The sequence below is a fragment of the Phyllobacterium sp. K27 genome, assembly GCF_054796155.1.
Window position 1 is genome coordinate 2,907,378 of sequence record NZ_CM139240.1, and the last position, 24,573, is coordinate 2,931,950.

The following is a 24,573-nucleotide window of genomic DNA, read 5'->3' on the forward strand; positions in this document are numbered from 1 at the left end:
TGCACGCGGCCACATCGCCGTGTAGTCATCATTCATGCTTCGTGATGTCTTCCTCGCCCTTATTGCGCTTGTCATTGCCGTCGGCGGCGGAACACTGAGCGTATGGTATGCGGTGAACCGTTTCGAGGGTTTCAACGCACTTGCCATTGGCCAATGGACAGCCCATCCGGACGCAGGCACACCTCTTTCCGACCCCTATGCCAAGGCGCGTGCCGCACGCGAAGGCGCTTTTCCGCTAGGGTCGGCCGAAGGTCTGGCGTTTTACGCTTACAATGATGATAAAGGCGTCGCGCTTGACCGCAATTGCACCTACAGTTTGAGCGGAAACAGTCCGAACTCGCGTTTCTGGACACTTTATGCGGCAGATCGCGCATTGCTACCACTTGATCCCGGCACTGGCCGCCTGCCTGCATTGCATTCACGGCAGATTCTGCGCGGGGAGAATGGCGCATTCGTCGTTACCATTTCACCGAAGGCCCAGCCTGAAAACTGGCTTGCCACGTCCGGCAACGGGCGCATGACGCTCGTGATGACTTTGTACGATACGCCCGTCGGCAGCAATTCGGGTCTGGTCGATATGACCTTCCCGGCGATCACAAGGATCAGTTGTGATGGGTAAAATTTTACGCACCCTTCTGTTCGGACTGGTGGGTGCTGGTATTATCCACATCGCCGTGGTGCTTCTTGTTCCCTATTACTCGGATCGCAATGCCTGGTCGCGTATTTCAGCCTATGGCAGCGATTGGCAATTCCATACGGCAACGGGTGAAACCAGACCCGGTACTGTCCGCCTTGCGTTAGACCCGCTGTTTCAAGCCGCCGCATGCCGTTTCGATATAACCGATCTGCCCGCCCATATTACCGGTATTGGAACACTGCCCTATTGGTCGATCTCGGTTTACAATCGCCAAGGCGAAAATATCTATTCAATCAATGACCGCACAGCAATTGCCGATCAGCTGGATCTCGTCATTGCAACACCTCTGCAAATGATCGAACTCACCAAATCCAAGCCCATTGCTGCTGAAAACTCCGTGCTGATCGAAGCTGATATGGACGAGGGTTTCGTCGTCATCCGCAGTTTTGTCCCCGATGAGTCCTGGGCCGAACAGGTCGCCTCCTTCCTGAAGAATGCGAACTGCACACCCCTCCTTTAAACTCTTTGGCCAATTGTCGTTTCGCCGTTACACAACAAGTATACGACCAACCGAATCCATGAAGAGAGTGACGCCATGAAGAAGATTGCCGCTGCAACCCTTGCCCTGATGCTAAGCACTTCATTTGCCTTTGCCTATGACGCGCAAAATGCCGAGCGCATCAAGACGCTGGTCGATACCGGCATGCAATATTATTGGTCGGGCGGTGATGTGAAGAAGGCCGAAGCCGAGATTTTCAAGGGCATCACCTTGCATGGCCGCTATGATGTGGTCGAACAATCTTTTGCAGAAGCCTCCAAGCTGGCGCCCGAGCGGCTGGATTTCCGTTTTGCCGTCGCCTCCTCGCAGATTCTGCAAAAGAACCTCGACGGCGCCAGAGCAACCTATGAGGAAATTCTTGTCAGGGACCCGACATCTTTCGACGCGCAGGCATGGTTGGAGGCGCTTGGCCGTATCCGCAATGACGAAACCGAAGCCAGTCTGGCGCATCAGGCATTGGCCGGTCTCGACCGCGACCGCGCTGAAGCCTATCGCCAGCGCTTTGTCCGCGCCGAACAGATTATCGCTGAAAAACCGAATACAGACGTGCCTGTTCTTTCGGGCAAGGTCATGATCGTCACTTTGGGTTATGCTTTGGCCAAGGACGGAACCGCAGAAAAGCCGTTGCTGGACCGGCTTGATGTCGCGTTGAAAGCTGCACAGGCAAATCCCACAGCGCGCATCATGGTCACAGGTGGCCAGCCGCAGGCGGGCGTTACCGAAGGCGACATCATGATGAAATGGCTGGTTGAGCGCGGCGTGAGCCGCGACCGCATTCTCATTGAAGACAAGTCAAAGGACACTGTCGGCAACGTCTTGAATGTTGCCAATCTGCTTAAACGCCACAGCGCTGATAGCGTTGTTCTGGTCACGAGCTCAAGCCATATGCGCCGTGCCCGCACCCTGCTGGAAGATGCGTTCAAGCAGTATGATCTTGACACCAATGTCGTACCGGTTGTGGCTCTGGATGCCCCTTCCGTCGAAGAGGCTGCGAAGGTCTCGGCCGATGAGAGGTTGGTGATCTACCGGGATCTGATGCGGGTATCGGGCCTTTGGGCTTATCCCGGCGTTCAGCAGTAACAGGCAGGTCAAATCAGCCCGGCTGGGGCAGGTCGTCGAAAAACTGAGGGCAATGCTTGGCCTTGTCACGTTTCTGCGGCTTGGCTGAATAATGCTCATAGCGCACGCCGGGGAAAATCGTGATCTCGGCTGTTGTCTGTCGCTTCTTCTGGTTCCGGTTGCTTCGGGTTCTGATGCTTCCCGGAAATGCAATTACAAATCCCATTTGGCCCATCCGTAAGGTTCGTTGCTCTCCTGAACTCGAATGCTACGCAGATGCCTGTTGGTACTTATGCCGTATACGCGCGATTTGCGCCATTATTTAATAAGACACGTCGATGGTTAACGGGTTGCTAACGCTTAGCGGCTAATTTTAGAAGCTGTTATTGCGTTGCGTGCAGTGTTGGAGTTTGTTCGTGAAGTATCCTGAGTTTCGGGCGCTTGAAGACCGCAGCGGCGGCAGCAAGGCTGACGATCTCCTGACCGCGTCCATTACTGCGTTCTGCAGCGTCGCGAGACCGGCGAAGAGCGATGCGCAACTGCTTGAAGATCTCGCTGTTCCTTTGCTGCCACTCACTTCCCCCCGGGTGCGCCGACATGCGGCAGCCGTACTTTCCGAATTATCCCATGCACCACGCCGTCTCATCATGGCTCTTGCTGAGGATGATGTGGATGTTTCCGCGCCTATCCTGCTGCGCTCTCCCGTATTCAAGACCGGAGACTTGCTCGACATCATCCGGCGCAAAGGTCTCGGCCACGCACGTGCCATTGCCCGCCGGGTAACGTCTGATCCGCTATTGCTTGACGCGCTGCACAGTTTCAATGATCCCGCACTTGAACGTACACTGGCGTTTCAACCCTCGATGGAAGTGGAAACGGTTGCCGTTCCTCAGTCCGAGCGCCTTCGCGAAACGCGGCAGGCGCTGAAGGAACTGATGCTCAACAGCAATATTGGGCAGTCCGACGATCAGGCGCTAGCCAATCGATTGATTGATGCAGCTCTGCTGGATCAGACCACAACCTTCCAGGAAGATTTTGCGCAGGCGCTTGACCTTGGCCTGGAGAACACTGTGCGCATCATTGGCCACGGGCTCAATGCTGAACTGACAATTGCTTTTGCCTCGCTCGGTCTTTCGGCGGAAGCGGCGCACTTGATCCTTACGGGCCTCTTCGGACTGGTGCATAAGGATTTGCATTCACTGCGCCTGTTTGTTCAATCCTACCGCCAGATCGACCAGGAAAAGGCCCGCATTACAGTTTCGCGCTGGAAGATTCAGGAAAACTCTGCCGCGCTGCGCGAGAAATTGCGCGAAATGGCCAAGGATGTCGAGAACACAGCACGCAAGGTTTCCTGACCGCTGCAAATGCTTCCATGCGTGGTTCGACGGGGCTCACCATGAGGGAAGTTGGATATTTGCAAGGAGATTCTACTTGCGCATCTGCAACATGGTTGTAATCGGGCCGCCCTCATTGCAACCAACAACCTCCCTCATGGTGAGCCCCGTCGAACCACGCATTAAGAATACTGCAGTCTAAATCTCAACCACCGAAAACAACTCAGAGCGATCCCCGCGATAGTCCTCTATTTCAACAATCCACAAATCGCGGTCCCAACGCTTCTGCTTTTCCAGATCGTCATTGATGTCCATCTCGGCCGATCCTGATTTCAGTCGAGTAAACAGGCGCTCGTCCGGTTTCGTTTCGTCGTAGACCATTTGCGGAGCCGGACCGAACAAATCATATGTGCCATCGGAATTGCGAAATTTGATGAAGATCGCTCCGGCTTCCATCGCACCCCTATTGCTCAAAGCAGCAAATGCACCGGTATCATTGACCCGTCTTACCAATGCTGAAACCCAAAAATCAGATGTCAGGCGCATGGGGACAAATCCTTGGTGGGAGGGGAATTCACGTCATGATGAGCCGAAAGTGGTGGATTTCGAGCACCGGAGCGCAGTGAACTTTTGGGTTCATGAGCACCGGAGCACAGAAAAACGACATTTGCAGGCCATCAGGGCGTGAATTCAGTTGATAAGGCCGATTTCCTGCATTTTCGCCAGTAGCTTCGTGTCGGGCTCGCCCGTTACCGGCAAGCGGAAGAGCTTCTGGAATTCGCTGACAGCTGTTTTGGTGGATTCACTGACCTTGCCATCGATTTCCACCTTGTCATTGCCAAAGGCGCGAAGGCCGGCTTGCACGCGAACGATCTCAGGCGCTGACAATCGGCCAGCAGAGGGATTGCCCGCTACTGTGTCATCCGACGATGCGGAGATTTTCTGTACTGTTGCTTTTTCCGGTGCAGCGTCCGGCTTTTTGGCCGGCACTGCAATACTGGCAGTTGTGTCGTCGGCATTGCCGACCGCAGCTTCAGCATCAACGCCAAGCTCGGCGCTGGCCTTACGGTAGGCCTCGATAGCCCCGCGCGTGCCCTTGCCGGAAATACCGTCAACAGTTCCATTATAGAAACCGAGCGCCAGCAATTTTTGCTGTAGCTGCGCTACTTCCGGATCGCCACCCGGTCCCAGAACCGGATCGCCATTGATGGCAGCAGCAATTGCATCCTGGCTCTTGGGAACCGGAACAGTGTTCACTTTGCGGATCGGCGCATCCACGGATGTTCGCTTCTCACCCGACAGGACAGGCTTTTCCTGCTTTATTGGCTTGAATACCAGCTCCGGTCGCGTCGAGAAAAAGACGCCTTCATGCACATGCGGCTGATACCACAGCGCATTGGCCGAGATGAAGCCAAGCGTGACCAGAAAGGCCGTCGTACCGCCTGCAATGCCAGGATTGCTGGCGATCAAACCGCCGGTCGCAATCAAAGCCCGCAATGCAGGGCTTCGTTTGGGTGCGCGGCGCTTGGCGGTGCGGCGGCTAGGCCGACTTGCGGGCTTCCCCATGGGAACCTCCCTTTACATCGCTGATCTCTTTGAACTCGACAATATTTGCGGCGGGTTCTTCTCTTCGGTCATCACAGGCGGAAATGCGCCCTGAACGGGGGATGCGAACATCCACAATCGTGCCCTGCCCCGGAACGCTCCTGATCGTCAATTCACCGCCATGAAGACCAACCAGCCCCTTGACTGTGGCAAGACCCAGGCCCGTGCCTTCCTGAGCGCGCGTATAGTCATTCTGCACTTGGCGGAAAGGCTGACCCAACGTCTTCAAATCTGCTTCTGCAATACCGATGCCGGTATCACTGACAGAAAACACCAACATGTCATCCTCGATCTGCGCGTCGATAGTTACGACGCCTCCAGTCTCCGTGAACTTCACCGCATTGGATACAAGATTGATCAGGACCTGATGGATGGCGCGATTATCCGCAACGACATTGCCGATACGCGGGCTCACCCGGTCGCACAGTGTCACTTGCTTCTGCGCGGCCTGATGCGCCATCATATCGTACACCATGGTTACCGTGTCCTTGAAAGCAAAGCTTTCCGCATGGATAGGATAGGCCCCAGCTTCAATCTTCGACACGTCCAGAATGGCATTCACCACGGAAAGCAGGTGATTGCCCGAGCGATGGACCAACTCGACATATTCGCGCTGACGGCTATCCGGCAGCTTGCCGCAAATTTCCTGCAAGAGAATGTCGGAGAATCCGATTATGGAATTGAGCGGCGTGCGCAATTCGTGACTCACGGTCGAAAGGAAGCGGCCTTTCGTTATCTCTACTGTTTCAACTTCACGGCGTGCTGCAACAAGCGCGTTGCGATCTGCGACAGCTTGCGAAATATCCGTTGCGACCACAAGGAAATCCTCGCCCTGACTGTGAGGGACAGCATTCAATTGATAGGTTGCGAACCTGACAAGATGCGCCTGGCCGGAATTCTCTGCCGGCGCAACACAACGCAGCTTCACATCGACATTGGCCTTTGGCGCACCATGTTTCAAATCGCTGAGGAAACCAAGAAACTGAACGCGGTCAGCCACATGCACGCGCTCAAACAGCGGTGTGCCGATCAGAAGATTGCGGGCAATACCGAACTGTTCCTGCGCCTTGGCCGAAAGTGATTTTACCAATCCATCGGCGCCGAGACTCAGAACCACGCCGTCAATGGCGCTCTCGAGGTCCGCAACACGATCATCACGGCGTGCGGCAGCAGCGCTCTGAACAATCCCTTTTGCTATCCGCACAATCAGTGTTGCGGAGTATGCCAGCGAAGCCAGCAGAACGAGCGGCGAAAGTCCGACTTCAGCGTTCTTGCCCAATGACACAATCAGTAGAACAGCCAGTATGGTTGCAGATATCCCGCCTGCCACGCGCAGCGAACGTTTGGTGCGATAGACGAACCATGCTTCAACCGGAATGGCGGCTGTTGACAGCCATAGCAGCAGATTTGGCGCTGACGAGGCAATTCCGATAGCGCAAATGGATGCGCCATAAGTGATAATTGCGCCAAGGCCGATCCTCCGGCTGTCTTTGGATATTGCCAATGCACCACAGAAAATCATCGGCAGGGCGAGAACGCCCATAGCCATGCTCACAATACCGGCCATTTCACCGGCCAAAACGTGATTGGTTAAAGCGGCAATGGCGAGCAGCAACGGCATTGCCAGGAATGCACCGGCCATTCGTGTGTCGCGATCACGGGTTACAGGGCAGGCAATTGATGTATTGACCCAACGCCCGCATAAATCACGGAAGCGGCTGGCAACATCAAGCCTCCGGCGCGAGCCAGTATCGGCAAAGTCAGAATGTGTGACGGAATGAATCGGCACCAATTTTTTCCTGCTTTCCGCAAAATCCCGGCTGGCGCCCGAATGAAGCGGTCATTTCACGAATGCTCTTACAAGCACTCTTGTCGGTGTTAACTTTTGCAGACGAGGCTTTAAGGAAAGGATAAAGCGAGGGGATCGAGTGACCCGGAAACCCGGTTTCGAACGATTGTAGAAGTCATGGTAAATGAAGGGTTTCGGATAAGGACCTCTTTACGCCTCGAATCGCAAAATCACCGATCGGCGCCTCAGCACTTGTTAATGCTTGGTTTCTATAGTGGCTCAAATTGAGGTGCAGGCTTCAACCCAATGTTGCAAAGCCTGTGTCACTGTCTTCGCGACGATTTGATTTTGATCCAAAGGGTCGGGCCATGTTCTTTTTGATCAGATTTGCGATCAAGTTCTGCTTCTGGATGACAGTCGTGTCTTTATTCATGCCTTCCCTCTCCAGTGAAAAGGGTGGCCCCAGCCCGCTTGAAGCATTGCTGGCAGCGCAGGATACAATCAGCGATCTGTCGGATTTCTGTACGCGCAAGCCTCAGGCCTGCGAAACCGGCAAGGCGGCGCTTACCAATGCTGGCACACGCGCGGGCGAAGCCGCCAAGATGGGATATGAGTATATTGATGCTCAACTTGGCAAAAAATCCGATGACCCGGACTCTGTGGTTGCCAGAGCGCATGGTGATATTCCGGACACTGGTGATGCTGAAGCAATCAAGGCAAAGCTGCGTGAAATGGCTTTGCGCGAGATTATCAATGCCGCCACCCGCGAGCGTGAAGAGACAAGCAAGGTAGACACCAAGGCTCACACCGGCTCAGTTATAAAGAACTGAATCGCATAAAAACGATGACGTTTGCGGTTTGGGACACTATATGTGACCCGAACAGGACAACACCATGACACAGACTATTGACGACATTATTGGCGATTTCGACTTCATCGACGATTGGGAAGAGCGCTATCGCTATGTCATCGATCTCGGTCGCGATCTCAAGCCTTATCCGGAATCAGCCCGCGATGCGGTGCACAAGGTCAATGGTTGCGTCAGTCAGGTCTGGCTCAAAAGCACGCTTTCGGCGGGACCAGATCCCGTTATCGAATTTGTTGGCGACAGCGACGCTCATATCGTCCGTGGTCTGGTCGCCATCATGATGGCGCTTTATTCGGGCAAAAAAGCTTCAGAAATTCTCGCCATCGACCCGGAAGCTATATTGCGCAAGCTGGGCCTCAATGAAAACTTGACGCCGCAGCGCTCCAATGGCCTGCGCTCGATGGTCGCCCGTATCCGCCGTGAAGCGGAAGCCGCACTCGGCTCGGTGGATGCAACCCAGCATTAAATCAAATCACAGGCCGGTAATCTTCTGCACCCCAATGAATAATGCTCGAAGAACGGCGGGCTGGCGCTGGCGGATTGTAGTGTCTGTCGAGCACGGCCAAAGCTGTTTTCAGGATCAGCTTTGCTGAACGAACCGGCCATTGCCGCTCACGCTCGATCAACTCTAATCCCTTGAGAAAACAGCACACATCAACCAGTACGCCCGCAAGTTCCGGCCCGACCGCATTAAGAGCCCGCTCGACGCGTTGGCGTGCAGCCAAAGCCGCGTCCGTAATTTCAAGCACGCCATTGGTGCGCGAGCCACTGCCGCTCACATCCCAATTGACGCCGATCGAGGGCAGCAGATTGCCAAGGGTGAAATCACCACGCAATTGCTCACCCGCCTTGAATGCCGCCTCATTGATCAAAGGTCTGCCTGCGGCATCCTTGCGTTTACGCAAATTTGCCAGCGGCGACTCGGCCTCATTAGCGCGAACTTTGCTTGGTCCGTTTTCATTCCGTATTGTAATGAAGGCTTCGCGCCGGTGCTGGCTGGCGAAAGGGTCAGTGCCAGTATCCGCGTCGCGCCGCAACCATGCCGTCCCTGCATCGGTAATACTCAATTCCGATTTACGGGACATCACAAGTCCCGCCATTTTTGCATGAGCGATAACATCTCTTTTAGCGCTCAACACACCATATGCGGCACTCTCAAGCATCAACTTTTCGGGCGATGCCGTTTCTGAGAGTTGCACCGCGCCCTTGGCAAGAAATCGCAAAAGGCGTGCGATCATGGCTTGATCAATCCTTGAGTGCATACTCATCAACGGACCCTCCCGCTTTGAACGAATGCTGCCCGCACGACTGTTTCAACCATATGAACGATGCGATCGAAATCCGCATCCTCGCGCATATCCTCAATCAGATGACAGGCATGAGCAACTGTACTTCGATCTCGTCCGAACACGCGGCCAACTTTCGTCATCGACATGCCGAGTGTCACATGCACCACATACATACCTATTTGACGAACGCGCGCGACGGCTTGCTCACAACGCGAGTTTGAACGCAGATCGCCACCGGAAATGTTAAACAGTGCCGACAATATATCGAGAACATGGTCGCATATTTGGAAAGGCCGCTCGTCAAGGGTGTCATCTTGAGCAATGACAGTCAGTACCAGCTTCGGCCCGTAACGATGAGCGCGCAGGGCTTTGACCATTTTACGCGCATCTGCTGGCGACCTTATCGTGTGGCTGAAATTCGGGACCATTACGCTACTCCACCTCTTTAGTAGGAATATCTTCTTATACACCTCCCATCAAGAACGGGGATAAGTTTTTGCCCGATTTTTCTATAAATTATTGTTTTTAAATTACTATTTGTTTTTCCACTTTCTATTAATAGGTCTTTTATCCTACACTGCGGTCAATCGGCGATAATACCGGCCACACTGAAAGGAGTGGTCAGATGTCGATAAATGAGTGGAAGAAAGAGCAAGGCGCGTTTCTGGCGGCAAGAGACTTCATTGAGAGTGAGGCACGGCAACGTCTGGCGCTGCAAATGTTCTGCAATGCCGATCTGGACGAATTGCTTGCCCAGGACGAGGCGAGCAGACTCCACATGTGCCGCCGTCTTTCACGTCTTATTGAGCGTGAACGACTCAAGGGGACACGCGGGCACTGGAGCTACGACCTCAATCGCCATATCGGTTTGAAACAGGCGCTAGACAGGCTGCAGTTTCCGGCAAAAACAACGAATGTCCTATAACAAAAACGGCGCCCAAGGCGCCGTTGTCAGTTCTGTTAACTGAATAATAATCCGGTCTTCCCACATCCATCACCCAACAGACTCATTCGCAAATGTAATCCATTGGCTCTGCAGGAGTGAAACCCGTTACAGCTATCAGATCGAAGTAAAAGCCTTAAGCGGCCTTCTTGCGCTTGCGACCAAGGCCCATGTTCTTGGCAAGGCGCGAGCGAGCTGCTGCGTAGTTCGGCGCAACCATCGGATAGGAAGGATCAAGATCCCACTTCTCACGATACTGTTCCGGCGTCAGACTATAATGTGTCATAAGGTGACGCTTCAATGATTTAAACTTCTTGCCGTCTTCCAGGCAGACAATATAGTCATCTGCAACAGACTTCTTTGGGTTGATTGCAGGTTTCGGTTTCTCCTGAACAGCAACAACCGCCTCTAAGCCGCCGCTAACGCGACCAAGAGCTGAATGCACATCAGCGATAAGCGTCGGCAGATCGCCGGCCGGTACGGAATTATTGCTGACGTAAGCAGCAACCAATTCAGCCGTCAGCTCAAGCAAAACATCGCTGGCCGTGGAGTTTGAATTGTCGAATGTGGTCATTAAAGTCCAATTCCTTCGTCTAATTTGAAATATCTGGAGAGGAGGTAAAAAACACCAATATAAAGTTCTATGGCGTTCTGTTTTCCGACGCCTTTAGCGACCTTCTTTTTCGGATTTTGATGAATTTGTCAAATCAATACTTCATTTACAAAAGAAATATTTCAAATGAAGTCAAACTCAGAGATTAACCACCAATCACATCAAGAAGCCACAATAACGCCACTCAACAAATGCACTCCTCAACCAGGGCGTGCATCCGAGAATTCCAAAATTACATCTAAGACAAAAAATGGCAAAAATGAGGAATATAACGTTTCACGCAAAGCATTCTACAATAACGGATGTTGTGGAGCGCAGTGTTCATGCTTACATTTGCATCGAAAGGAGCATAAAATGAATATAACAACATTTAAAGTGGTAAAAACTGATGCAGAATGGCGTGCGCAGCTAACACCGGAACAGTATCAAATCACGCGAAACCATGGAACGGAGCGCGCTTTCTCCAGTCCTAACTTCGACAGTAAACTTGAAGGTGTTTACAAGTGCGTTTGCTGTGATCGTGCCCTTTACAAGTCAGAAGCAAAGTATGAGTCCGGGACAGGTTGGCCAAGTTTTACAAACCCCATCGAACCTGATGCTGTGATTGCTGTGGAAGACCGCTCCTATGGCATGCTCCGTACGGAGATCAAGTGTTCTGATTGCGACGCCCATCTCGGTCATGTTTTTCCGGACGGCCCAGCCCCTACGGGTTTGCGTTATTGCATGAATGGCAACGCTTTGATCTTTGATCCCGCATAGGGCATGAAATACTTCCTTTCGAATCTGCCATACTATCAACCAAAGCCGTATTGACGCAGTACAGACTTGTATGAAATCTGCCTTGCAGTCCGGAACAATCCTGCCGGGCGCAGGGTGGAATTTCTGCCTCCATTGCCCGCCAACATTTGAAAGCTCTCCATGACGAATTCGCCACGCTTTTCCGCTCATCCCGCTCCCAAATCCGAAAAGAAGCCTGTTTCCGATACCCGTCATGGCATTGCACGCGTTGATGAATACGCTTGGATGCGCGCTGAAAACTGGCAAGATGTCTTCCGCGATCCATCGACGCTGGAACCGGAAATTCGCAAGCATTTGGAAGCAGAAAACACCTATCAATCGGCGCTCATGGCCGACACCAAGGCACTGCAGGCCAAGCTGTTTGAAGAAATGAAGGGGCGTATCAAGGAGGATGATTCGTCTGTACCGTCCAAAGACGGCCCCTATGCCTATGGAACATCATTCAAGACAGGGGGCCAGCATCCACGCTTCTTCCGCACACCGCGCGATGGCGGTGCGCAGACAATGTTGCTCGATGGTGATCTTGAGGGTCAGGACAAAGCCTATTTCAGCCTTGGCTCTGCCGATCACTCGCCCGATCACACGAAGCTGATCTGGGGCTTCGACGACAAGGGCTCAGAATATTACACGCTCAAAGTGCGCGATCTTGCAACATTGCAGGACAATGTTGAGACAGTGAGCGACACGTCAGGCGGCGGCGTCTGGAATGCCCAGTCGGATGGCTTTTACTACACGCGCGTTGATGCCAATCACCGCCCTTCGCGGCTGTTTTTTCACAAGCTTGGAACGCCGGAGAGCGAAGATCGCCTGATACACGAAGAAAAGGATCCCGGTTTCTTTCTGGGCGTCGGCGGAAGTTCACTGAATGATTTCGTCTTCATCGATATTCACGATCACGAGACATCGGAGGTTTGGCTGATCCCGGCAAATGATGCTTCTGCCGAGCCCAGGCTTGTTGCAGAGCGGCAGTCCGGCGTTGAGTACAGTCTTACCGAAGGCGGTGATGTTTTCTACATTCTCACAAATGCTGACGGCGCCAAGGACTTCAAGATCATGAGCGTTCCGGTGGCAACGCCGGAAAAAGCCAACTGGGAAGAAGTCGTTGCCCACAAGGCAGGACGTCTGCTGCTTGGACACTCGGCCTATAAGAACCACCTGGTTTGGCTTGAACGTGAAAACAGCCTGCCCCGCATTGTTATTCGTGATCGCCAAACCGGCGAAGAACATGCAATCGCTTTCGATGAAGAAGCCTTTTCGCTCGGCCTTTCCGGCAGCCCTGAATATGACACGGAAGTCATCCGCTTTTCCTATTCGTCCATGACCACGCCGACGCAGCTTTACGATTACAACATGCGCACCCGCGAGCGCTCATTGCTTAAAACGCAAGAAGTGCCCTCCGGCCACAATCCGGAAGACTATATAACCCGTCGCCTGCTTGCACCCGCGCATGATGGTGAGACCGTGCCGGTTTCTATCGTCTATCACAAAAACACCAAGCTCGACGGCTCCGCCCCTGCCTTGCTTTATGGTTATGGCTCGTACGGGCACAGCATTCCTGCAAGCTTCAATACCAACTGCCTTTCATTGGCAGATCGTGGCTTTATCTACGCCATTGCCCATATTCGCGGCGGCAAGGACAAGGGCTATGACTGGTATGAAAATGGCAAGCGCCTCAATAAGTTGAATACATTCAAAGACTTCATTTCAGCCTCCGAACATCTGGTAGCGGAAGGTTTCACCAGCCACGACCGGATTATTGCGCAAGGTGGTTCGGCAGGCGGCATGTTGATGGGCGCGATTGTCAACATGGCACCGCAAAACTTTGGCGGCATCATTGCGGAAGTGCCTTTCGTTGATGTCATCAACACCATGCTGGATGATAGCCTGCCCCTCACCCCGCCCGAATGGACAGAATGGGGTAATCCGATCACCTCGGCCACGGATTATTCCTACATGGCATCCTATTCACCTTACGATAATATCACTGCGCAAGCTTACCCGCCTATCCTTGCCGTGGCGGGCCTGACAGATCCGCGTGTCACCTATTGGGAGCCGGCAAAATGGGTCGCCAAGCTGCGCGAGCTTAAAACCGATGACAATCCGGTGCTCTTCCGCATCAACATGGATGCCGGACATGCAGGCGCCTCCGGGCGCTTTTCAAGACTGAAGGAAGTCGCCTATACGCAGGCCTATGCGTTGAAGCTGGTCGGCAAGGCAACAGAGTGAGCTGGCGCATATAACGCAATGCCTTGTAATTCCCCATGGACGGCGGACTTCCTGCCAATTATCTATAAAAAATGACGACTGCCAAAGATGATACACTCGCGGTGCGCATCAGCAGAGCGCTTGCTGATCGCATTATCGCAGGGTCACTCCAACCGGGTTCCAGACTGGGACAAAACCATATTGCAGAGGAATTTGGCGCGAGCCATGTCCCTGTGCGCGAAGCTTTTCGGCGTCTGGAAGCGCAAGGCCTGGTCGTAAGCGAGCCACGCCGCGGAGTGCGGGTTGCAGGTATCAGCCTTGATGAGGTCAAGGAAGTCGCCGAAATGCGGGCAAGCCTCGAAGTTCTTGCCCTGCAACATGCAGCGCCTCATTTGACCAGAGCCATATTGGATCAAGCCGAAAACGCCACTCGAGCGGGAGACAAGGCCGGCGATGTACAGTCATGGGAAGAAGCGAACAGGGCTTTTCATCGGATCATCCTCACGCCATGCGGTATGCCCCGGCTGCTGAAGGCCATTGATGACCTGCACACAACCAGCGCCCGGTTCCTGTTTTTAGGCTGGCGATCAGAATGGGAAGCACCAACGGATCGTGATCACCGCGCAATATTGGCTGCTTTGCGCGACGGACAAATAGAATTAGCCTCCTCTGTACTCACCCGGCATATAAGGTGGAGCAGTCGCAAGCCGCAAAAATCGGGTTTGTAAGGGCGTCGCCGACGTTTTGCGCAAAGGCGTTGAAGCACGCCATCCCCTTGTTTTTAATCACCTTCTGAGCATCTAGAGTCTGTACCATTATTAGGACAGGCAATGGCACCCCATGATTTAAAAACGGTAGCGCTTGCCATTATTGTAGTTATATGAAAGTTTTTAGAGATAGATTCTATAAATTATCTATAATTTTACAATGAAGGAATGACCATGCGTAATCCCACAGCTCTGCTCGCTGAATACGGCACCGCCCTGTCGCTGCGTACAGCCCTGACTGTCATTGCCGGGGTGGCAATAATGACGCTTGCGGCGAAAACCCAAATACCGTTCTGGCCCGTACCAATGACGCTGCACACGCTTGCCGTGATGGCATTTGCCGTGACATTTGGACCGCGCATCGCCGTTTCAATATTCGTGGCTTACCTTGCGGCGGGCGCTGTTGGCTTGCCTGTTTTTTCCGGATCTCCCGAGCGGGGCATTGGCCTTGCATATATGGTTGGTCCCACGGGTGGGTATCTGTTGGGATATCTGTTTGCTTCCTGGCTGGTCGGCGTGCTGGCGCTTGGCAGAGGCACCATAGGTCGCATCGGAGCCATGCTGGTGGGCCTGACAGTGGTTTACGCAGTGGGTATCGCATGGCTCGCGGTCTATGTACCAGCCAGTAAACTTCTCGCGATAGGTGTATTGCCGTTCGTGCTTGGCGATCTGGTAAAAATCGGCCTTGTTGCAGTCGGCAGTATGCTGAGCGGCGTCTCGCTCAAGCGGTTTCTGGACAAACGCCAATGACTGTCACAGATGGGGTTATTCGTGCCGACTGGACGGTCGATGAAATCGTTGGTCTGCATAATTTGCCGTTTCTCGAACTGGTCGGGCGGGCGAACGCCGTGCATCGGCATTATCACGACCCGAACAAGGTCCAGAAAGCCAGCCTTCTGTCCATCAAAACAGGCGGGTGTCCGGAAAATTGCGCCTATTGCCCGCAGTCGGCGCATCATCGCGAGGTTGATCTGACGCGTGACAGGCTTATGCGCCCTGAAAGCGTGGTTGCGATGGCTGCCATTGCCAAAGAGGCAGGCGCTGAACGCTTTTGTATGGGCGCCGCCTGGCGGGAGGTCCGTGATGGCCGCGACTTCGACGCTGTTGTTGAAATGGTCAAAGGCGTCCGCGCACTGGGCATGGAAGCCTGCGTGACCCTTGGAATGCTAAAGCCGCATCAGGCTGAACGGTTGGCCGCAGCTGGCCTGACAGCCTATAACCACAACCTCGACACAAGCCCCGAATTCTATAGCCGTATCATCACCACCCGCACCTATGAAGAACGATTGGATACGCTGGCAACAGTGCGGTCTTTCGGCATTGATGTTTGCAGCGGCGGCATTATCGGCATGGGAGAAACCACCCGTGACCGGGCATCCATGTTGCAGATCCTCGCAACGCTTGCGCCACACCCCGAAAGCGTACCGATTAATGCCCTTGTCCCCGTCGCCGGCACACCTTTGGCAAATCAACCATTGATTGATCCCCTTGAATTGGTGCGGATGGTGGCTACCGCCCGTCTCGTCATGCCTGCCTCCACAGTTCGGCTTTCGGCAGGACGCTCCAATTTGAACCGCGAGGCGCAAATACTGTGTCTCGTGGCTGGAGCAAACTCGCTGTTTTACGGCGATACTTTATTGACGACCCCCAATGCGGGCATAGGTGAAGACGCAGAATTGTTCGCCACGATCGGCCCGGTGACAGAGGAGCGACGAGCCTGTGCCTGACTTCACATGGGTGGCATTCGCTCGAATCTCTGCAACGAGGAGTCGATCATGTCCCACTTATGGGCACGGATAGTATAGGTAACCACCTGCGGATTGAAACGGCTTGGATCGTCAAGACTGGTCGCAGGGACGGCAATCATTTCCGGCGTTGCGACCGATGTCAGATAGACCAGCGTCCCACAGGTTGGACAAAAGGCGTGGATTTTTTCGTTTCCGCTATCACCCGCGACATTCCATGTGCTCGTTTTGCCAGCAACTGTCATATTGTTGCTGGGAAACGTCAGATAAGAGCCATGCCCCGTGCCACTGCGTTTCTGACAATCATGGCATTGGCAGTGGTTTTCGAAGACGGGTGCGCTGCTGATTTCATAGCGAACTGCGCCGCAGGCGCAACCGCCCGTGTAAGGCTTGTTCATATCTCTCTCCCGATAGGTATAGACCAGGACCGTGCGGCCGCGTCAGTCCTGCTCATCGACAATAGCGCCGATGTTCTGGACCACCTTCTTCCAGCCTTCACTCATGCTATTGAAGGCGCTGTCATTCTTCGGCAAAACAAAGCCGGAATGAATAAGGCGAAGGCGCGTGCCGTTTTGAACCCTGGAAAGGATGAATGTGACCACTGTGTCGAGCTGTGAGCCATATCCGGTATTCCCCTCATGACCGCCTTTCCAGGCATAGGCAAAACGCTCATTCGGCTTCATCTCAAGTACCTCGCAGTGAATGGTGCCGTCCCATGCGCCAGCTGGCGTCGTCTTGTAGGTGAATTGTTTGCCGACCACGGGTTCAAATCCAGCTGGGACCATTAGCCAGCGGCCCATCAAACTGGCCGTGGTCAGTGTTTTCCAGATCGTCTCTGGCGTGTGCGGAAAAATCTCGTCGACCACTATTTCTTGCGTGTCGGGCTTTAATGCTACGTTGTTCATGGATCAATTTCCTTCAGCAGTGTTCTAAGATTTGCAAAGCGTTCGCGCCAGAAGGCGCCATAATGGTCCATCCAGTTGACCAGCGGCTCGAGGCCTTCCGGCTGGGCACGATAATAGACTTTTCGACCTTCTGGTCGTTCGGCAACCAGACCTGCCTGCTTGAGCGTCTTCAGGTGCTGTGAAATAGCGCCCTGCGTCACACCACTCCCCTGTGTGAGTTCAACAACAGTAATCTCGTCACTGTTGACGACCTGCTCAAATACGGCCCGCCTCGTAGGATCGGCAAGTGCGCGCATGACGGCGTTTATGGGATCGGCTTCAATCATGTTAAATCATTAGCGTGTACTAATTCATTAGTCAACACTAATTGAATAAGCTGCATAAATGAATTGGCTGCAGACTCGCCATGAATGGCATATACTTGAACCATGCCCCAAGCGGGATCACATGGTTCCGTATAGGAGAAGTAGAATGAAGCGCATTACTCAGTTTTTGATGCTTGGCATGGTTATCGCCATCCAGCCTGCACTTTTGTCGGTGAATATCTCTCAGGCACATGCCGTTCGCAAAAATGTCAGCGAATATGCCGGTGAACGCTGCAACGCTCCGCCTGTTGGTTCGGGCATTGTCTTTGGCCGTTATAGCGGCACCACGGATAATCCCATGATCTCCTTTGGTGGTGACCAGACGTCGGTATCATTCCAGCGTTGCTTTGGATCACTGGACGAATGCCAAGGCTGGCTCTACACGATGCGCAGCAAGTATACCGATGGAAATTCGGTGCTGATTGGCTGCAAGCGGCGATAAAATCACCTACCTGTCTATGTCTACAAAGCACATTATTCTTCGCGTGAGGCAAGGCACGGATCGAGGACGATATGCGTTTTATCCAGTATTCTCATGCCGCCGCGAATGAGGATATTGTCACCAAGTTTCATCCCGTTACCTGAATAGGTGATGCACATCACCTGCACGCCGGGTTCGGGACATATGGCCAGATACCAAAGCGCTTCGTCGCTATGTATGTAGCTGAGAGGTCCCGAAGCCCACAGATCGATGCGATTGCCTTCAGGAGTCTCAAGTCCGGCAATCATTGCTGCCACGCCTTCGCAAGATACATTTTGTTTGGGCATTTCTTCCGGTCCAGCCAAGCCCGGGCGATCGGAAAAGTCGGTACCTTGCGCCAATGCCGGATGGCCAAGACCGCCTACCATGAATAAAACGATGCAGAAATTACAGATTGAATTGGAAGACATTGTTCTGGCCGTCGTTCTTATCACCACTGAAGCCGCCAATGGATGACACAAACAGAAAAGCTGCAAGCAACGAATTCCAAGGGTTCGCATAAGAAAATCTTATGCTCCAAAGCCAATCACTGGGCTGCGGGATAACCGTTCGCGTGGGCTGGAATAGCTTTCAGATAGGCCGCGATGGCATCGCGGTCAGATGGTTGCAGATGGGACATATTCTGCACCACATCGGCCATGGAGCCACCGAGCGAGTCGAAATCCGGCGTAAATCCGCTTTCGAGCGAATAAGCGATATCCTGCGCCGACCAGGAATCGATACCGCCGGCGCCGCCGGTGATGTTAGGCACGACGCCCTTACCCTCAGGCGCCTTGGCCCCCGCGAGCCACAATGTCTTATCCGGCCCGCCAATGGCATTGCGCGGTGTATGGCATTCACCGCAATGGCCGGGTCCCTCGACCAGATATTGACCGCGCTTGATCGCATCCGTTGCATTGGCAATCGTCAGCACCGGCTGATCGGACAGATAAAGCCGCTTCCACAAGCCGATCCCGCGCCGCACGGTAAAGGGGAAGCCCAGCTTGTGCGGACCCGTAACATGATCCGAAGGCGGCAAAGTCTTCATAAAGGCATATAGGTCGGCAATGTCCTGCAACTCCATGCGAGCATAGGACGTATAGGGAAAGGCAGGGTAATAATGCCTTCCATCCGGCGAAACGCCATGGGTCATGGCATTGGCAAAATCAGAAAGCGACCAGTCGGCAATTCCCTGTTTGGAAGGCGAAATATTCGGCGTCACGAAGGTGCCAAAGGGCGTGACCAATTCCTCGCCGCCGCTCAAAACCAGTCTGGCATCACCTTTCGCGCCCGGAGCAGCATGGCAGGAGGCACAGCCCCCCTGCCAGAATATGCCCTGCCCACGGGCTATATCACCCGGCGTTGTGGCCGCAAGCTTTGCCTCGTCAAGGCGGGTTGGCGCAGACAGCAGCCAAAAACCTGCACCGCCAAGAATCAGCAGGCTGAGGATGAGCTTGAACACCCAGCGCATCACCGAAAAATCAATTCTTCTTTATGCGGAAATCCTGATGACAGGTGCCACAATTCTGCGTCACCTGATTGAATGCTGTCTTGAAGCTCTCAAGATCTTTCGGATCAGCGGCAACAGCCGCGGCCGCATCGTCCTTGTATTTGTCGATAGCAGCCACAAAGGCGGCGTTGTCTTCCCAGATCTTTGGCGAAGCGGTTGTATCGCCCGTATCGCTACCTGCCGGGAAAAGCGCCGCAGGATCAAGCTTCTGCGCATCATCATTGATCTTTTTTAACGCAGTCATGACCGTAGCAGCGTCAAAGGGCTTTTCACCCTTGGCAATGGGAGCGATGCTTCCAACGGCCTTTCCCTGCCCCTTCATGAGTGCCTGTCTGTCGGTTATGGAATCGGCGCTGGCCGTCGTGGCAAAAACTGCAAGTGCCAGCAATGGCGCGGCAGACAAAGCAATCAGTCTTTTCATCGAATAGAGTCCTACTCTTGTGGCTAATAACAAATTGGCTTCAAGGGCTTGGGACCACTTTAGTCAAAAGATTTCGAATTGCACGGGCGCAACGCAATCACATTTTCGTTTGCTTGAACGTGACTGAAATGACAAGTTTATGCAGCTTCAATCCTACGGAACTGCACTTCGCCGTTGTTCAGGAAGCATGTCTTATTAAAGAGTGACAAATCCACTGGATTAGGCAAGCGGACATCCGCTATGTCGGGACACGCCTTCTTTGCTGGATCGTACAAGCGGTCGATCTGAGATAGGAGTATGATGATCAATCCCCTGCTCTCCGCAAACGATTTCAGCGTATGCATTTGAGACATCAAATCCGGCTTATCGCGCTTCTGGTCGAGTATTTGCAGATAGTCGATTACAATCAGGGTTCCGCGCGTGGCAGACGCGAGTTTTCTGACGATATAATCTGCGCTGATGGCATCTGATGCATCGAAATCAAACGATTCCTTGAATTTTTCCCAATCTACCCCGATAGCGCGAAAACTATCCAGAATATCCTGAAGGGTGTATTCCAACGTAAAGAATGCAGCCGGTTTGCCAGCCTTCATGGCCTCAACGGCAAGTTCCAGACTGAGCAGTGTTTTACCATGGCCTGGACGTGCTCCAACCAGCATCAGATCGCCCGGCACCAGCTGTGCAAAGAGCTTGGCTGAGTGGGGTTCTGTCGATATTGTGGCTGCAAGCAGGCTCCAATTACCGAAACCCTCTCTAACGGCAATACTGTCGAGTGCCTCATGCAGCGGGACTTTTTGCAAGCGGGAAAGAATCCTCGCCTTACGCTTCAACTGGTAAATGGGAGCAGAGAACTTCATCACTGGCAAACCTCCTATTGCGAGCTATATTCCGCAATCCCCCCTTATGCGTCATGCTCGAACAGACGGTTCAAAATCCATAGAGCCCCGCATGAATGATACTTTCCTGATGGAGGGAAGGAGGCGCGGGCCGAGCCAGAATCAAATAATAGCGCAACATTGGAGCGTCCTGCAACGGGCAACCTTTCCTGCGAACGCAAACAAAAGCCCCTCCGTCTTGCGATGGAGGGGCTTTTTCATTGTCTGCAAGGAGCTGTCAAAGATCGAAGATGATCTGTGCGTTACCTGTCCGGTAGTAATGCGGGCGATGGTGACGTGGGCGATCCCAACGGCGGTCCCAGCGGCGATAATGTGGACGGTCCCATCTGCGGTAATAAGGCCGGTCATATCGGCGGTAATGCCGGCGATCCCAGCGGCGATGATGGCGGCGTTCCCAACGATCGCGACGGTCCCAGCGGCGCTCGTAACGATCGCGATGATGCCAGCGGCGGTGATCGACCTTCTGAACCAGTGTGTCAGCGGTGGTTCCTGCCGCTTCAACTGGCCTTTGCACCGTTGCAGGCGCGGCGCTGGCCGTTCCCGCAGTTCCCAGAGTGCCAACCGATATCAAAACAGCGCAAATTGCTGAAATCAGCTTTCTCATCGTTCCTCCAGTGAATGCCCCCCGCTAAAGGAAGGCGTTCAGCATGTTAAAAGTCCCTAGGCATTAGACTTAAGACTAGCGCTCTGAACGACAGATGAACAATCAATATGGCGAGCCGAAGGCGTGAAATTTCCGCTAAAATTTTTCAATGAAGGGCTGTTTGTGCGCCGTGAAGGCATTGTGGGGCTAGCCACGTTCCTGAAATATAGACACCTGCCCGGCGCGGTTTGAAATGAAAACGGCCCCGCCGAAGCGAGGCCGTTCAAACCAGAACCCGAAAAAGCGTTATTTGGCTTTTTCGTAAAGCTCGGCAACATAGTCCCAATTGATCAGGCTATCGACAAAAGCTTCCAGATATTTCGGACGCGCATTGCGATAATCGATGTAATAGGAGTGCTCCCAGACGTCGACACCCAGAATTGGCGTTGCGCCATGCACCAGCGGGTTTTCGCCGTTTGGTGTTTTAGAGATTTCAAGCTTGCCATCCTTGACAGAAACCCAGGCCCAACCGGAACCGAACTGTGTTGTGCCAGCTGCAATGAAATCCGTGCGGAACTTGTCGTAACCGCCAAGATCGGATTCAAAAGCTTTTTCCAGAGCGCCGGGAATCTTCTTGCCGCCGCCGTCTTTTTTCAGCCAGTTCCAGAAATGCAGATGGTTGTAATGCTGACCGGCATTGTTGAACAGGCCGGCGTTCTTTCCATAGGACTGCTTGACGATTTCCTCTAGCGAGAGGCCATCAAGACCAGCTTCGGCAGCCAGTTTGTTGCCGTTGTCGACATAAGCCTTGTGGTGCTTGTCGTGGTGATATTCGAGCGTTTCGCGGGACATGTAAGGTGCGAGCGCGTCGTAATCATACGGCAGTGCGGGCAATTCGAAAGCCATGGAAGTCTCCTCTTCGATCTATATCTGTGACGGGATAGGCTGCCCGTTCGGGGAATGGCCTATCCTGACAAAACCTGCCTTGGTTACATAGGTCCGTATTTGTTCGGGAGCAATGCGAAACGGATCAATATTTCGGCGTGAACGCATTATCAGGTCAAATTTTTGGCCCTGCATGGGCAAACTCCCAATAAAGCTCTCTCGCCTTGCGAGCTATGGGACCGACTTGCAACTCCCGGTCCTCAATCTTGATAACGGGCACAACCTTCGAATGGTTCCCCGTCGAGAATATCTCATCCGCCTCAAGGAAATCCTGTACCGACAAGGTGGTCTGCGTTGTGCGGAAACCATAATCAGCCAGAACATCAATGATGCGCGAGCGGGTAATGCCTGAAAGGAAAGTGCCGTTGGGCGCAGGGGTAAAAATATGCCCGTCCTTGACCATGAATATATTGGAGCTTGCCGTTTCGGCCACATTGCCCAGCATGTCGAGAACCAGCGCATTCTCGAAACCGCGCGAGCGCGCTTCCAATATGGCCCGGCCATTATTCGGATAGAGACAACCGGCCTTGGCATTGGTCGGCATTGTTTCAAATGTAGGACGGCGGAACGGAGAAACGCTCAGCGAGAAACCACTTGGCTCAAGCATGGGTGCCTCATAGATGCTCAGACAAAAGCGGGTGGATTCCGGATCGGCTGGTACACCCATATAACCGCCATGTTCGCCCCAATACATGGGACGGATATAGACCGCCGTATTGCCGTCAAATTTTTTCAGACCATCATGTGTAAGACCGACGATTTCGTCAGCGCTCATTGTTGGCTTGAGACCCATTGCAATGGCCGAGGTGTTGACGCGTGCGCAATGCAGATCGAGATCGGGCGCCACGCCTTCAAACCAGCGTGCGCCATCGAACACGGTCGAAGCCAGCCACATCGCATGGGTACGCGGACCGATCAGCGGTACATTGCCCTCATACCAATCGCCATCGACATAGGTCCAGGTTGTGGACTGCGCTGCTGAATTTACTGCCATAATGCTGATTCCGTTCATGCTGATTGTCTTGGAGCATCGAAAAGCCATTTGCTGGCCAAGGTCAATGCTTGAGTGTGAAACTTGGCTCCGCTTATCTCTCCCCTTTGCGGGAGAGAAAGGATTTTCCCGGATTTAGCCATTCTTGCTAAATCCCTGGAAAATCCAAGAGAGGGGATAGCAGACATGACAAATCCCCTCTCTTGCGATTTCTCCCCCACAAAGGGGGAGATAATCGGCATCAACTTATCAGTGGCAAGGGAGCGAAAACGGCAGCGTGAGTCGCAGCCTCCCCCTCCACACCCACCTCACAAAGTGTTTATCGTCACGGGATATTCAAAACCCATCGATGCACTGCGTTTTTGTTGCCCTTTTGCAACAGTTGTGTCCTTGCCTTGTTTATGCCCTATTGCTAACGGTTCATCGCCATATTCTTTGTGCGTTTAGAGCACGTTACCTCAACAGTAACTGCCTGCCGAACTTTCCCGCCACCAACCTGGTTGAATGATGCAAAACACACTTACCCGTCGCGGTTTTCTGACCGCAATGACTGCAACCGCAGCAGCCGGTCTTGCAGGATGTGCTCAGATCCGCGGTGATATGCCCGTCATCAAGGTCGATGATTATGGCAATCCGCTAAGACCCGGAACGAACGTTGATCCGGGTTTAGCCTCCTATCAAGCCATGTATGCAGCGCGCGAAGATGGCGGCTATCAGCTGCCGGCCATTCCGGTAAAGAAGATGGACCCGCGCTATCTACGCCAGATCGTTCGTGACCCCACAGGCGAACAGCCTGGAACCATCGTCGTCGACACCAACACGAAATTCCTTTATCTGGTGCGAGAAAATGGCGAGGCCATCCGCTACGGCGTCGGTCTTGGCCGTGAAGGCTTTGCATGGTCGGGCCGCGCTATTGTCCAGTGGAAGCGCCATTGGCCCAAATGGACTCCACCGGATGAGATGATCGCCCGCCAGCCGGAACTTGCAAAATACAGCGCAGCCAATGGCGGCATGGCACCGGGCCTGACCAATCCACTGGGAGCACGCGCGCTTTATATTTTCCAGAACGGCGTCGACACGCTCTATCGCCTGCATGGATCACCGGAATGGTGGACAATCGGCAAAGCCGTTTCGTCAGGCTGCGTACGGTTCATCAATCAGGACATCATCGATCTTTATGATCGCGTTCCCAACAAGACGCCGATTCTGGTCATTTAGAGCGGAGAACATTCACACAAAAGGCCGATGGAGCGATCCATCGGCCTTTTCTTTGTTTCCAGCAGAT

31 protein-coding genes are annotated in these 24,573 nt (G+C 53.4%); 14 read left to right on the forward strand and 17 right to left on the reverse strand.

The features are described from left to right. The first annotated feature begins 34 nt into the window (after positions 1 to 34). The 3 genes from ACYJL1_RS14425 (at position 35) to ACYJL1_RS14435 (ending at position 2,276) form a co-directional block, all read left to right on the forward strand. Entirely contained in the window at positions 35 to 619 is a 585-nt protein-coding gene (locus tag ACYJL1_RS14425) for a DUF1214 domain-containing protein (RefSeq protein WP_460896028.1), read from the forward strand. Beyond that, positions 612 to 1,157 carry a DUF1254 domain-containing protein gene (locus ACYJL1_RS14430; RefSeq protein WP_460896029.1) on the forward strand — a complete coding sequence of 182 codons (546 nt, stop codon included), beginning with the start codon at positions 612 to 614 and terminating at the stop codon, positions 1,155 to 1,157. The genes ACYJL1_RS14425 and ACYJL1_RS14430 overlap by 8 nt, the downstream gene beginning before the upstream one ends. Positions 1,158 to 1,232: 75 nt before the next feature. Continuing rightward, the gene (locus ACYJL1_RS14435; protein WP_460896030.1) at positions 1,233 to 2,276 is read left to right on the forward strand and encodes a YdcF family protein; all 1,044 of its coding nucleotides are present in this window, start codon (positions 1,233 to 1,235) and stop codon (positions 2,274 to 2,276) included. 13 nt (positions 2,277 to 2,289) lie between these two features. On the opposite strand, the gene ACYJL1_RS14440 is transcribed toward ACYJL1_RS14435, so the two are convergent. Next, the gene (locus ACYJL1_RS14440; RefSeq protein ID WP_460896031.1) at positions 2,290 to 2,481 is read right to left on the reverse strand and encodes a hypothetical protein; all 192 of its coding nucleotides are present in this window, start codon (positions 2,479 to 2,481) and stop codon (positions 2,290 to 2,292) included. A 190-nt stretch (positions 2,482 to 2,671) separates the two neighbouring features. Here ACYJL1_RS14440 and ACYJL1_RS14445 point away from each other — a divergent pair, with 190 nt between their 5' ends. After that, a complete protein-coding gene (locus tag ACYJL1_RS14445) occupies positions 2,672 to 3,610 on the forward strand; it encodes a DUF2336 domain-containing protein (RefSeq protein ID WP_460896032.1) in 939 nt (312 codons plus the stop codon). A gap of 177 nt (positions 3,611 to 3,787) precedes the next feature. Here the strand turns inward: ACYJL1_RS14445 and ACYJL1_RS14450 are convergent, their stop codons facing one another. The 3 genes from ACYJL1_RS14450 to ACYJL1_RS14460 all read right to left on the reverse strand — a co-directional run bounded on the left by ACYJL1_RS14450 (position 3,788) and on the right by ACYJL1_RS14460 (position 6,983). After that, a complete protein-coding gene (locus ACYJL1_RS14450) occupies positions 3,788 to 4,135 on the reverse strand; it encodes a DUF1491 family protein (RefSeq protein WP_460896033.1) in 348 nt (115 codons plus the stop codon). A 144-nt stretch (positions 4,136 to 4,279) separates the two neighbouring features. Then, positions 4,280 to 5,155, reverse strand: coding sequence for a peptidoglycan-binding domain-containing protein (locus ACYJL1_RS14455; RefSeq protein WP_460896034.1), 876 nt, complete (start codon positions 5,153 to 5,155; stop codon positions 4,280 to 4,282). Next, positions 5,130 to 6,983 carry a sensor histidine kinase gene (locus tag ACYJL1_RS14460; protein ID WP_460896035.1) on the reverse strand — a complete coding sequence of 618 codons (1,854 nt, stop codon included), beginning with the start codon at positions 6,981 to 6,983 and terminating at the stop codon, positions 5,130 to 5,132. The genes ACYJL1_RS14455 and ACYJL1_RS14460 overlap by 26 nt, the downstream gene beginning before the upstream one ends. Before the next feature lie 368 nt (positions 6,984 to 7,351). Between ACYJL1_RS14460 and ACYJL1_RS14465 the strand changes: the two genes are divergently transcribed. Both ACYJL1_RS14465 and ACYJL1_RS14470 read left to right on the forward strand, forming a co-directional pair. Then, positions 7,352 to 7,813: a DUF5330 domain-containing protein gene (locus tag ACYJL1_RS14465; RefSeq protein WP_460896036.1), complete on the forward strand. Its 462-nt coding sequence runs from the start codon at positions 7,352 to 7,354 to the stop codon at positions 7,811 to 7,813. A 64-nt stretch (positions 7,814 to 7,877) separates the two neighbouring features. Continuing rightward, on the forward strand, positions 7,878 to 8,318 hold the full coding sequence (locus tag ACYJL1_RS14470) for a SufE family protein (protein ID WP_460896037.1): 441 nt from the start codon (positions 7,878 to 7,880) through the stop codon (positions 8,316 to 8,318). Position 8,319: 1 nt separating this feature from the next. Here ACYJL1_RS14470 and ACYJL1_RS14475 read toward each other — a convergent pair whose 3' ends face one another. Both ACYJL1_RS14475 and ACYJL1_RS14480 read right to left on the reverse strand, forming a co-directional pair. Then, a complete protein-coding gene (locus tag ACYJL1_RS14475; protein WP_460896038.1) occupies positions 8,320 to 9,120 on the reverse strand; it encodes a DUF6456 domain-containing protein in 801 nt (266 codons plus the stop codon). Then, complete coding sequence (locus ACYJL1_RS14480; RefSeq protein WP_460896039.1) at positions 9,120 to 9,569, reverse strand: helix-turn-helix domain-containing protein; 450 nt, start codon at positions 9,567 to 9,569, stop codon at positions 9,120 to 9,122. The genes ACYJL1_RS14475 and ACYJL1_RS14480 overlap by 1 nt, the downstream gene beginning before the upstream one ends. Before the next feature lie 197 nt (positions 9,570 to 9,766). Here ACYJL1_RS14480 and ACYJL1_RS14485 point away from each other — a divergent pair, with 197 nt between their 5' ends. Further along, positions 9,767 to 10,066 (forward strand): cytoplasmic protein, encoded by a 300-nt coding sequence (locus ACYJL1_RS14485; RefSeq protein WP_460896040.1) that lies wholly within the window; start codon positions 9,767 to 9,769, stop codon positions 10,064 to 10,066. Positions 10,067 to 10,220: 154 nt separating this feature from the next. On the opposite strand, the gene ACYJL1_RS14490 is transcribed toward ACYJL1_RS14485, so the two are convergent. Continuing rightward, entirely contained in the window at positions 10,221 to 10,658 is a 438-nt protein-coding gene (locus ACYJL1_RS14490) for a Ros/MucR family transcriptional regulator (protein ID WP_460896041.1), read from the reverse strand. Positions 10,659 to 11,051: 393 nt separating this feature from the next. On the opposite strand from ACYJL1_RS14490, the gene msrB reads away from it, so the two are divergent. The 5 genes from msrB (at position 11,052) to bioB (ending at position 16,194) form a co-directional block, all read left to right on the forward strand. Continuing rightward, positions 11,052 to 11,456 (forward strand): peptide-methionine (R)-S-oxide reductase MsrB, encoded by a 405-nt coding sequence (gene msrB / locus ACYJL1_RS14495; protein WP_460896042.1) that lies wholly within the window; start codon positions 11,052 to 11,054, stop codon positions 11,454 to 11,456. Between the two features lie 159 nt (positions 11,457 to 11,615). Beyond that, complete coding sequence (locus ACYJL1_RS14500) at positions 11,616 to 13,721, forward strand: S9 family peptidase (protein WP_460896043.1); 2,106 nt, start codon at positions 11,616 to 11,618, stop codon at positions 13,719 to 13,721. A gap of 71 nt (positions 13,722 to 13,792) precedes the next feature. After that, entirely contained in the window at positions 13,793 to 14,428 is a 636-nt protein-coding gene (locus tag ACYJL1_RS14505; protein WP_460896044.1) for a GntR family transcriptional regulator, read from the forward strand. Between the two features lie 213 nt (positions 14,429 to 14,641). Next, complete coding sequence (locus tag ACYJL1_RS14510; RefSeq protein ID WP_460896045.1) at positions 14,642 to 15,217, forward strand: biotin transporter BioY; 576 nt, start codon at positions 14,642 to 14,644, stop codon at positions 15,215 to 15,217. Then, positions 15,214 to 16,194: a biotin synthase BioB gene (bioB, locus tag ACYJL1_RS14515; protein ID WP_460896046.1), complete on the forward strand. Its 981-nt coding sequence runs from the start codon at positions 15,214 to 15,216 to the stop codon at positions 16,192 to 16,194. The genes ACYJL1_RS14510 and bioB overlap by 4 nt, the downstream gene beginning before the upstream one ends. Before the next feature lie 2 nt (positions 16,195 to 16,196). Here the strand turns inward: bioB and ACYJL1_RS14520 are convergent, their stop codons facing one another. From ACYJL1_RS14520 to ACYJL1_RS14530, 3 genes are read right to left on the reverse strand one after another with little or no spacing between them, the layout of a single operon-like run. Continuing rightward, positions 16,197 to 16,610: a GFA family protein gene (locus ACYJL1_RS14520; protein ID WP_460896047.1), complete on the reverse strand. Its 414-nt coding sequence runs from the start codon at positions 16,608 to 16,610 to the stop codon at positions 16,197 to 16,199. Positions 16,611 to 16,652: 42 nt separating this feature from the next. Then, complete coding sequence (locus ACYJL1_RS14525; RefSeq protein WP_460896048.1) at positions 16,653 to 17,117, reverse strand: SRPBCC family protein; 465 nt, start codon at positions 17,115 to 17,117, stop codon at positions 16,653 to 16,655. Then, positions 17,114 to 17,443, reverse strand: coding sequence for an ArsR/SmtB family transcription factor (locus ACYJL1_RS14530; RefSeq protein WP_460896049.1), 330 nt, complete (start codon positions 17,441 to 17,443; stop codon positions 17,114 to 17,116). Before ACYJL1_RS14530 ends, ACYJL1_RS14525 begins: the two co-directional genes overlap by 4 nt. Before the next feature lie 145 nt (positions 17,444 to 17,588). Here ACYJL1_RS14530 and ACYJL1_RS14535 point away from each other — a divergent pair, with 145 nt between their 5' ends. Next, positions 17,589 to 17,924 (forward strand): metallophosphoesterase, encoded by a 336-nt coding sequence (locus tag ACYJL1_RS14535; protein ID WP_460896050.1) that lies wholly within the window; start codon positions 17,589 to 17,591, stop codon positions 17,922 to 17,924. Between the two features lie 32 nt (positions 17,925 to 17,956). Here the strand turns inward: ACYJL1_RS14535 and ACYJL1_RS14540 are convergent, their stop codons facing one another. From ACYJL1_RS14540 to ACYJL1_RS14570, 7 genes are all read right to left on the reverse strand, one after another. Continuing rightward, on the reverse strand, positions 17,957 to 18,373 hold the full coding sequence (locus ACYJL1_RS14540) for a hypothetical protein (RefSeq protein WP_460896051.1): 417 nt from the start codon (positions 18,371 to 18,373) through the stop codon (positions 17,957 to 17,959). Between the two features lie 116 nt (positions 18,374 to 18,489). Then, positions 18,490 to 19,413: a c-type cytochrome gene (locus ACYJL1_RS14545; RefSeq protein ID WP_460898050.1), complete on the reverse strand. Its 924-nt coding sequence runs from the start codon at positions 19,411 to 19,413 to the stop codon at positions 18,490 to 18,492. 10 nt (positions 19,414 to 19,423) lie between these two features. Continuing rightward, positions 19,424 to 19,873 (reverse strand): c-type cytochrome, encoded by a 450-nt coding sequence (locus ACYJL1_RS14550; RefSeq protein WP_460896052.1) that lies wholly within the window; start codon positions 19,871 to 19,873, stop codon positions 19,424 to 19,426. A 137-nt stretch (positions 19,874 to 20,010) separates the two neighbouring features. Then, positions 20,011 to 20,730, reverse strand: coding sequence for a DNA helicase (locus tag ACYJL1_RS14555; protein ID WP_460898051.1), 720 nt, complete (start codon positions 20,728 to 20,730; stop codon positions 20,011 to 20,013). Between the two features lie 256 nt (positions 20,731 to 20,986). Beyond that, entirely contained in the window at positions 20,987 to 21,373 is a 387-nt protein-coding gene (locus ACYJL1_RS14560) for a hypothetical protein (RefSeq protein ID WP_460896053.1), read from the reverse strand. A gap of 285 nt (positions 21,374 to 21,658) precedes the next feature. Further along, positions 21,659 to 22,258: a superoxide dismutase gene (locus ACYJL1_RS14565; protein ID WP_460896054.1), complete on the reverse strand. Its 600-nt coding sequence runs from the start codon at positions 22,256 to 22,258 to the stop codon at positions 21,659 to 21,661. A gap of 154 nt (positions 22,259 to 22,412) precedes the next feature. Continuing rightward, the gene (locus tag ACYJL1_RS14570) at positions 22,413 to 23,291 is read right to left on the reverse strand and encodes a branched-chain amino acid aminotransferase (protein WP_460896055.1); all 879 of its coding nucleotides are present in this window, start codon (positions 23,289 to 23,291) and stop codon (positions 22,413 to 22,415) included. A gap of 504 nt (positions 23,292 to 23,795) precedes the next feature. Between ACYJL1_RS14570 and ACYJL1_RS14575 the strand changes: the two genes are divergently transcribed. Beyond that, positions 23,796 to 24,506: a L,D-transpeptidase gene (locus ACYJL1_RS14575; protein ID WP_460898052.1), complete on the forward strand. Its 711-nt coding sequence runs from the start codon at positions 23,796 to 23,798 to the stop codon at positions 24,504 to 24,506. The last annotated feature ends 67 nt before the right edge of the window (positions 24,507 to 24,573 follow it).

What these genes read in the sequence shown, in the direction of transcription:
- ACYJL1_RS14425 (WP_460896028.1), top strand. Translation starts at nt 35, where the DNA reads ATGCTTCGTGATGTCTTCCTCGCCCTTATTGCGCTTGTCATTGCCGTC.
- ACYJL1_RS14430 (WP_460896029.1), top strand. Translation starts at nt 612, where the DNA reads ATGGGTAAAATTTTACGCACCCTTCTGTTCGGACTGGTGGGTGCTGGT.
- ACYJL1_RS14435 (WP_460896030.1), top strand. Translation starts at nt 1,233, where the DNA reads ATGAAGAAGATTGCCGCTGCAACCCTTGCCCTGATGCTAAGCACTTCA.
- ACYJL1_RS14440 (WP_460896031.1), bottom strand. Translation starts at nt 2,481, where the DNA reads ATGGGATTTGTAATTGCATTTCCGGGAAGCATCAGAACCCGAAGCAAC.
- ACYJL1_RS14450 (WP_460896033.1), bottom strand. Translation starts at nt 4,135, where the DNA reads ATGCGCCTGACATCTGATTTTTGGGTTTCAGCATTGGTAAGACGGGTC.
- ACYJL1_RS14455 (WP_460896034.1), bottom strand. Translation starts at nt 5,155, where the DNA reads ATGGGGAAGCCCGCAAGTCGGCCTAGCCGCCGCACCGCCAAGCGCCGC.
- ACYJL1_RS14465 (WP_460896036.1), top strand. Translation starts at nt 7,352, where the DNA reads ATGTTCTTTTTGATCAGATTTGCGATCAAGTTCTGCTTCTGGATGACA.
- ACYJL1_RS14470 (WP_460896037.1), top strand. Translation starts at nt 7,878, where the DNA reads ATGACACAGACTATTGACGACATTATTGGCGATTTCGACTTCATCGAC.
- ACYJL1_RS14475 (WP_460896038.1), bottom strand. Translation starts at nt 9,120, where the DNA reads ATGAGTATGCACTCAAGGATTGATCAAGCCATGATCGCACGCCTTTTG.
- ACYJL1_RS14480 (WP_460896039.1), bottom strand. Translation starts at nt 9,569, where the DNA reads ATGGTCCCGAATTTCAGCCACACGATAAGGTCGCCAGCAGATGCGCGT.
- ACYJL1_RS14485 (WP_460896040.1), top strand. Translation starts at nt 9,767, where the DNA reads ATGTCGATAAATGAGTGGAAGAAAGAGCAAGGCGCGTTTCTGGCGGCA.
- ACYJL1_RS14490 (WP_460896041.1), bottom strand. Translation starts at nt 10,658, where the DNA reads ATGACCACATTCGACAATTCAAACTCCACGGCCAGCGATGTTTTGCTT.
- msrB (WP_460896042.1), top strand. Translation starts at nt 11,052, where the DNA reads ATGAATATAACAACATTTAAAGTGGTAAAAACTGATGCAGAATGGCGT.
- ACYJL1_RS14500 (WP_460896043.1), top strand. Translation starts at nt 11,616, where the DNA reads ATGACGAATTCGCCACGCTTTTCCGCTCATCCCGCTCCCAAATCCGAA.
- ACYJL1_RS14505 (WP_460896044.1), top strand. Translation starts at nt 13,793, where the DNA reads ATGACGACTGCCAAAGATGATACACTCGCGGTGCGCATCAGCAGAGCG.
- ACYJL1_RS14510 (WP_460896045.1), top strand. Translation starts at nt 14,642, where the DNA reads ATGCGTAATCCCACAGCTCTGCTCGCTGAATACGGCACCGCCCTGTCG.
- bioB (WP_460896046.1), top strand. Translation starts at nt 15,214, where the DNA reads ATGACTGTCACAGATGGGGTTATTCGTGCCGACTGGACGGTCGATGAA.
- ACYJL1_RS14520 (WP_460896047.1), bottom strand. Translation starts at nt 16,610, where the DNA reads ATGAACAAGCCTTACACGGGCGGTTGCGCCTGCGGCGCAGTTCGCTAT.
- ACYJL1_RS14525 (WP_460896048.1), bottom strand. Translation starts at nt 17,117, where the DNA reads ATGAACAACGTAGCATTAAAGCCCGACACGCAAGAAATAGTGGTCGAC.
- ACYJL1_RS14530 (WP_460896049.1), bottom strand. Translation starts at nt 17,443, where the DNA reads ATGATTGAAGCCGATCCCATAAACGCCGTCATGCGCGCACTTGCCGAT.
- ACYJL1_RS14535 (WP_460896050.1), top strand. Translation starts at nt 17,589, where the DNA reads ATGAAGCGCATTACTCAGTTTTTGATGCTTGGCATGGTTATCGCCATC.
- ACYJL1_RS14540 (WP_460896051.1), bottom strand. Translation starts at nt 18,373, where the DNA reads ATGTCTTCCAATTCAATCTGTAATTTCTGCATCGTTTTATTCATGGTA.
- ACYJL1_RS14545 (WP_460898050.1), bottom strand. Translation starts at nt 19,413, where the DNA reads ATGCGCTGGGTGTTCAAGCTCATCCTCAGCCTGCTGATTCTTGGCGGT.
- ACYJL1_RS14550 (WP_460896052.1), bottom strand. Translation starts at nt 19,873, where the DNA reads ATGAAAAGACTGATTGCTTTGTCTGCCGCGCCATTGCTGGCACTTGCA.
- ACYJL1_RS14555 (WP_460898051.1), bottom strand. Translation starts at nt 20,730, where the DNA reads ATGAAGTTCTCTGCTCCCATTTACCAGTTGAAGCGTAAGGCGAGGATT.
- ACYJL1_RS14560 (WP_460896053.1), bottom strand. Translation starts at nt 21,373, where the DNA reads ATGAGAAAGCTGATTTCAGCAATTTGCGCTGTTTTGATATCGGTTGGC.
- ACYJL1_RS14565 (WP_460896054.1), bottom strand. Translation starts at nt 22,258, where the DNA reads ATGGCTTTCGAATTGCCCGCACTGCCGTATGATTACGACGCGCTCGCA.
- ACYJL1_RS14570 (WP_460896055.1), bottom strand. Translation starts at nt 23,291, where the DNA reads ATGGCAGTAAATTCAGCAGCGCAGTCCACAACCTGGACCTATGTCGAT.
- ACYJL1_RS14575 (WP_460898052.1), top strand. Translation starts at nt 23,796, where the DNA reads ATGCAAAACACACTTACCCGTCGCGGTTTTCTGACCGCAATGACTGCA.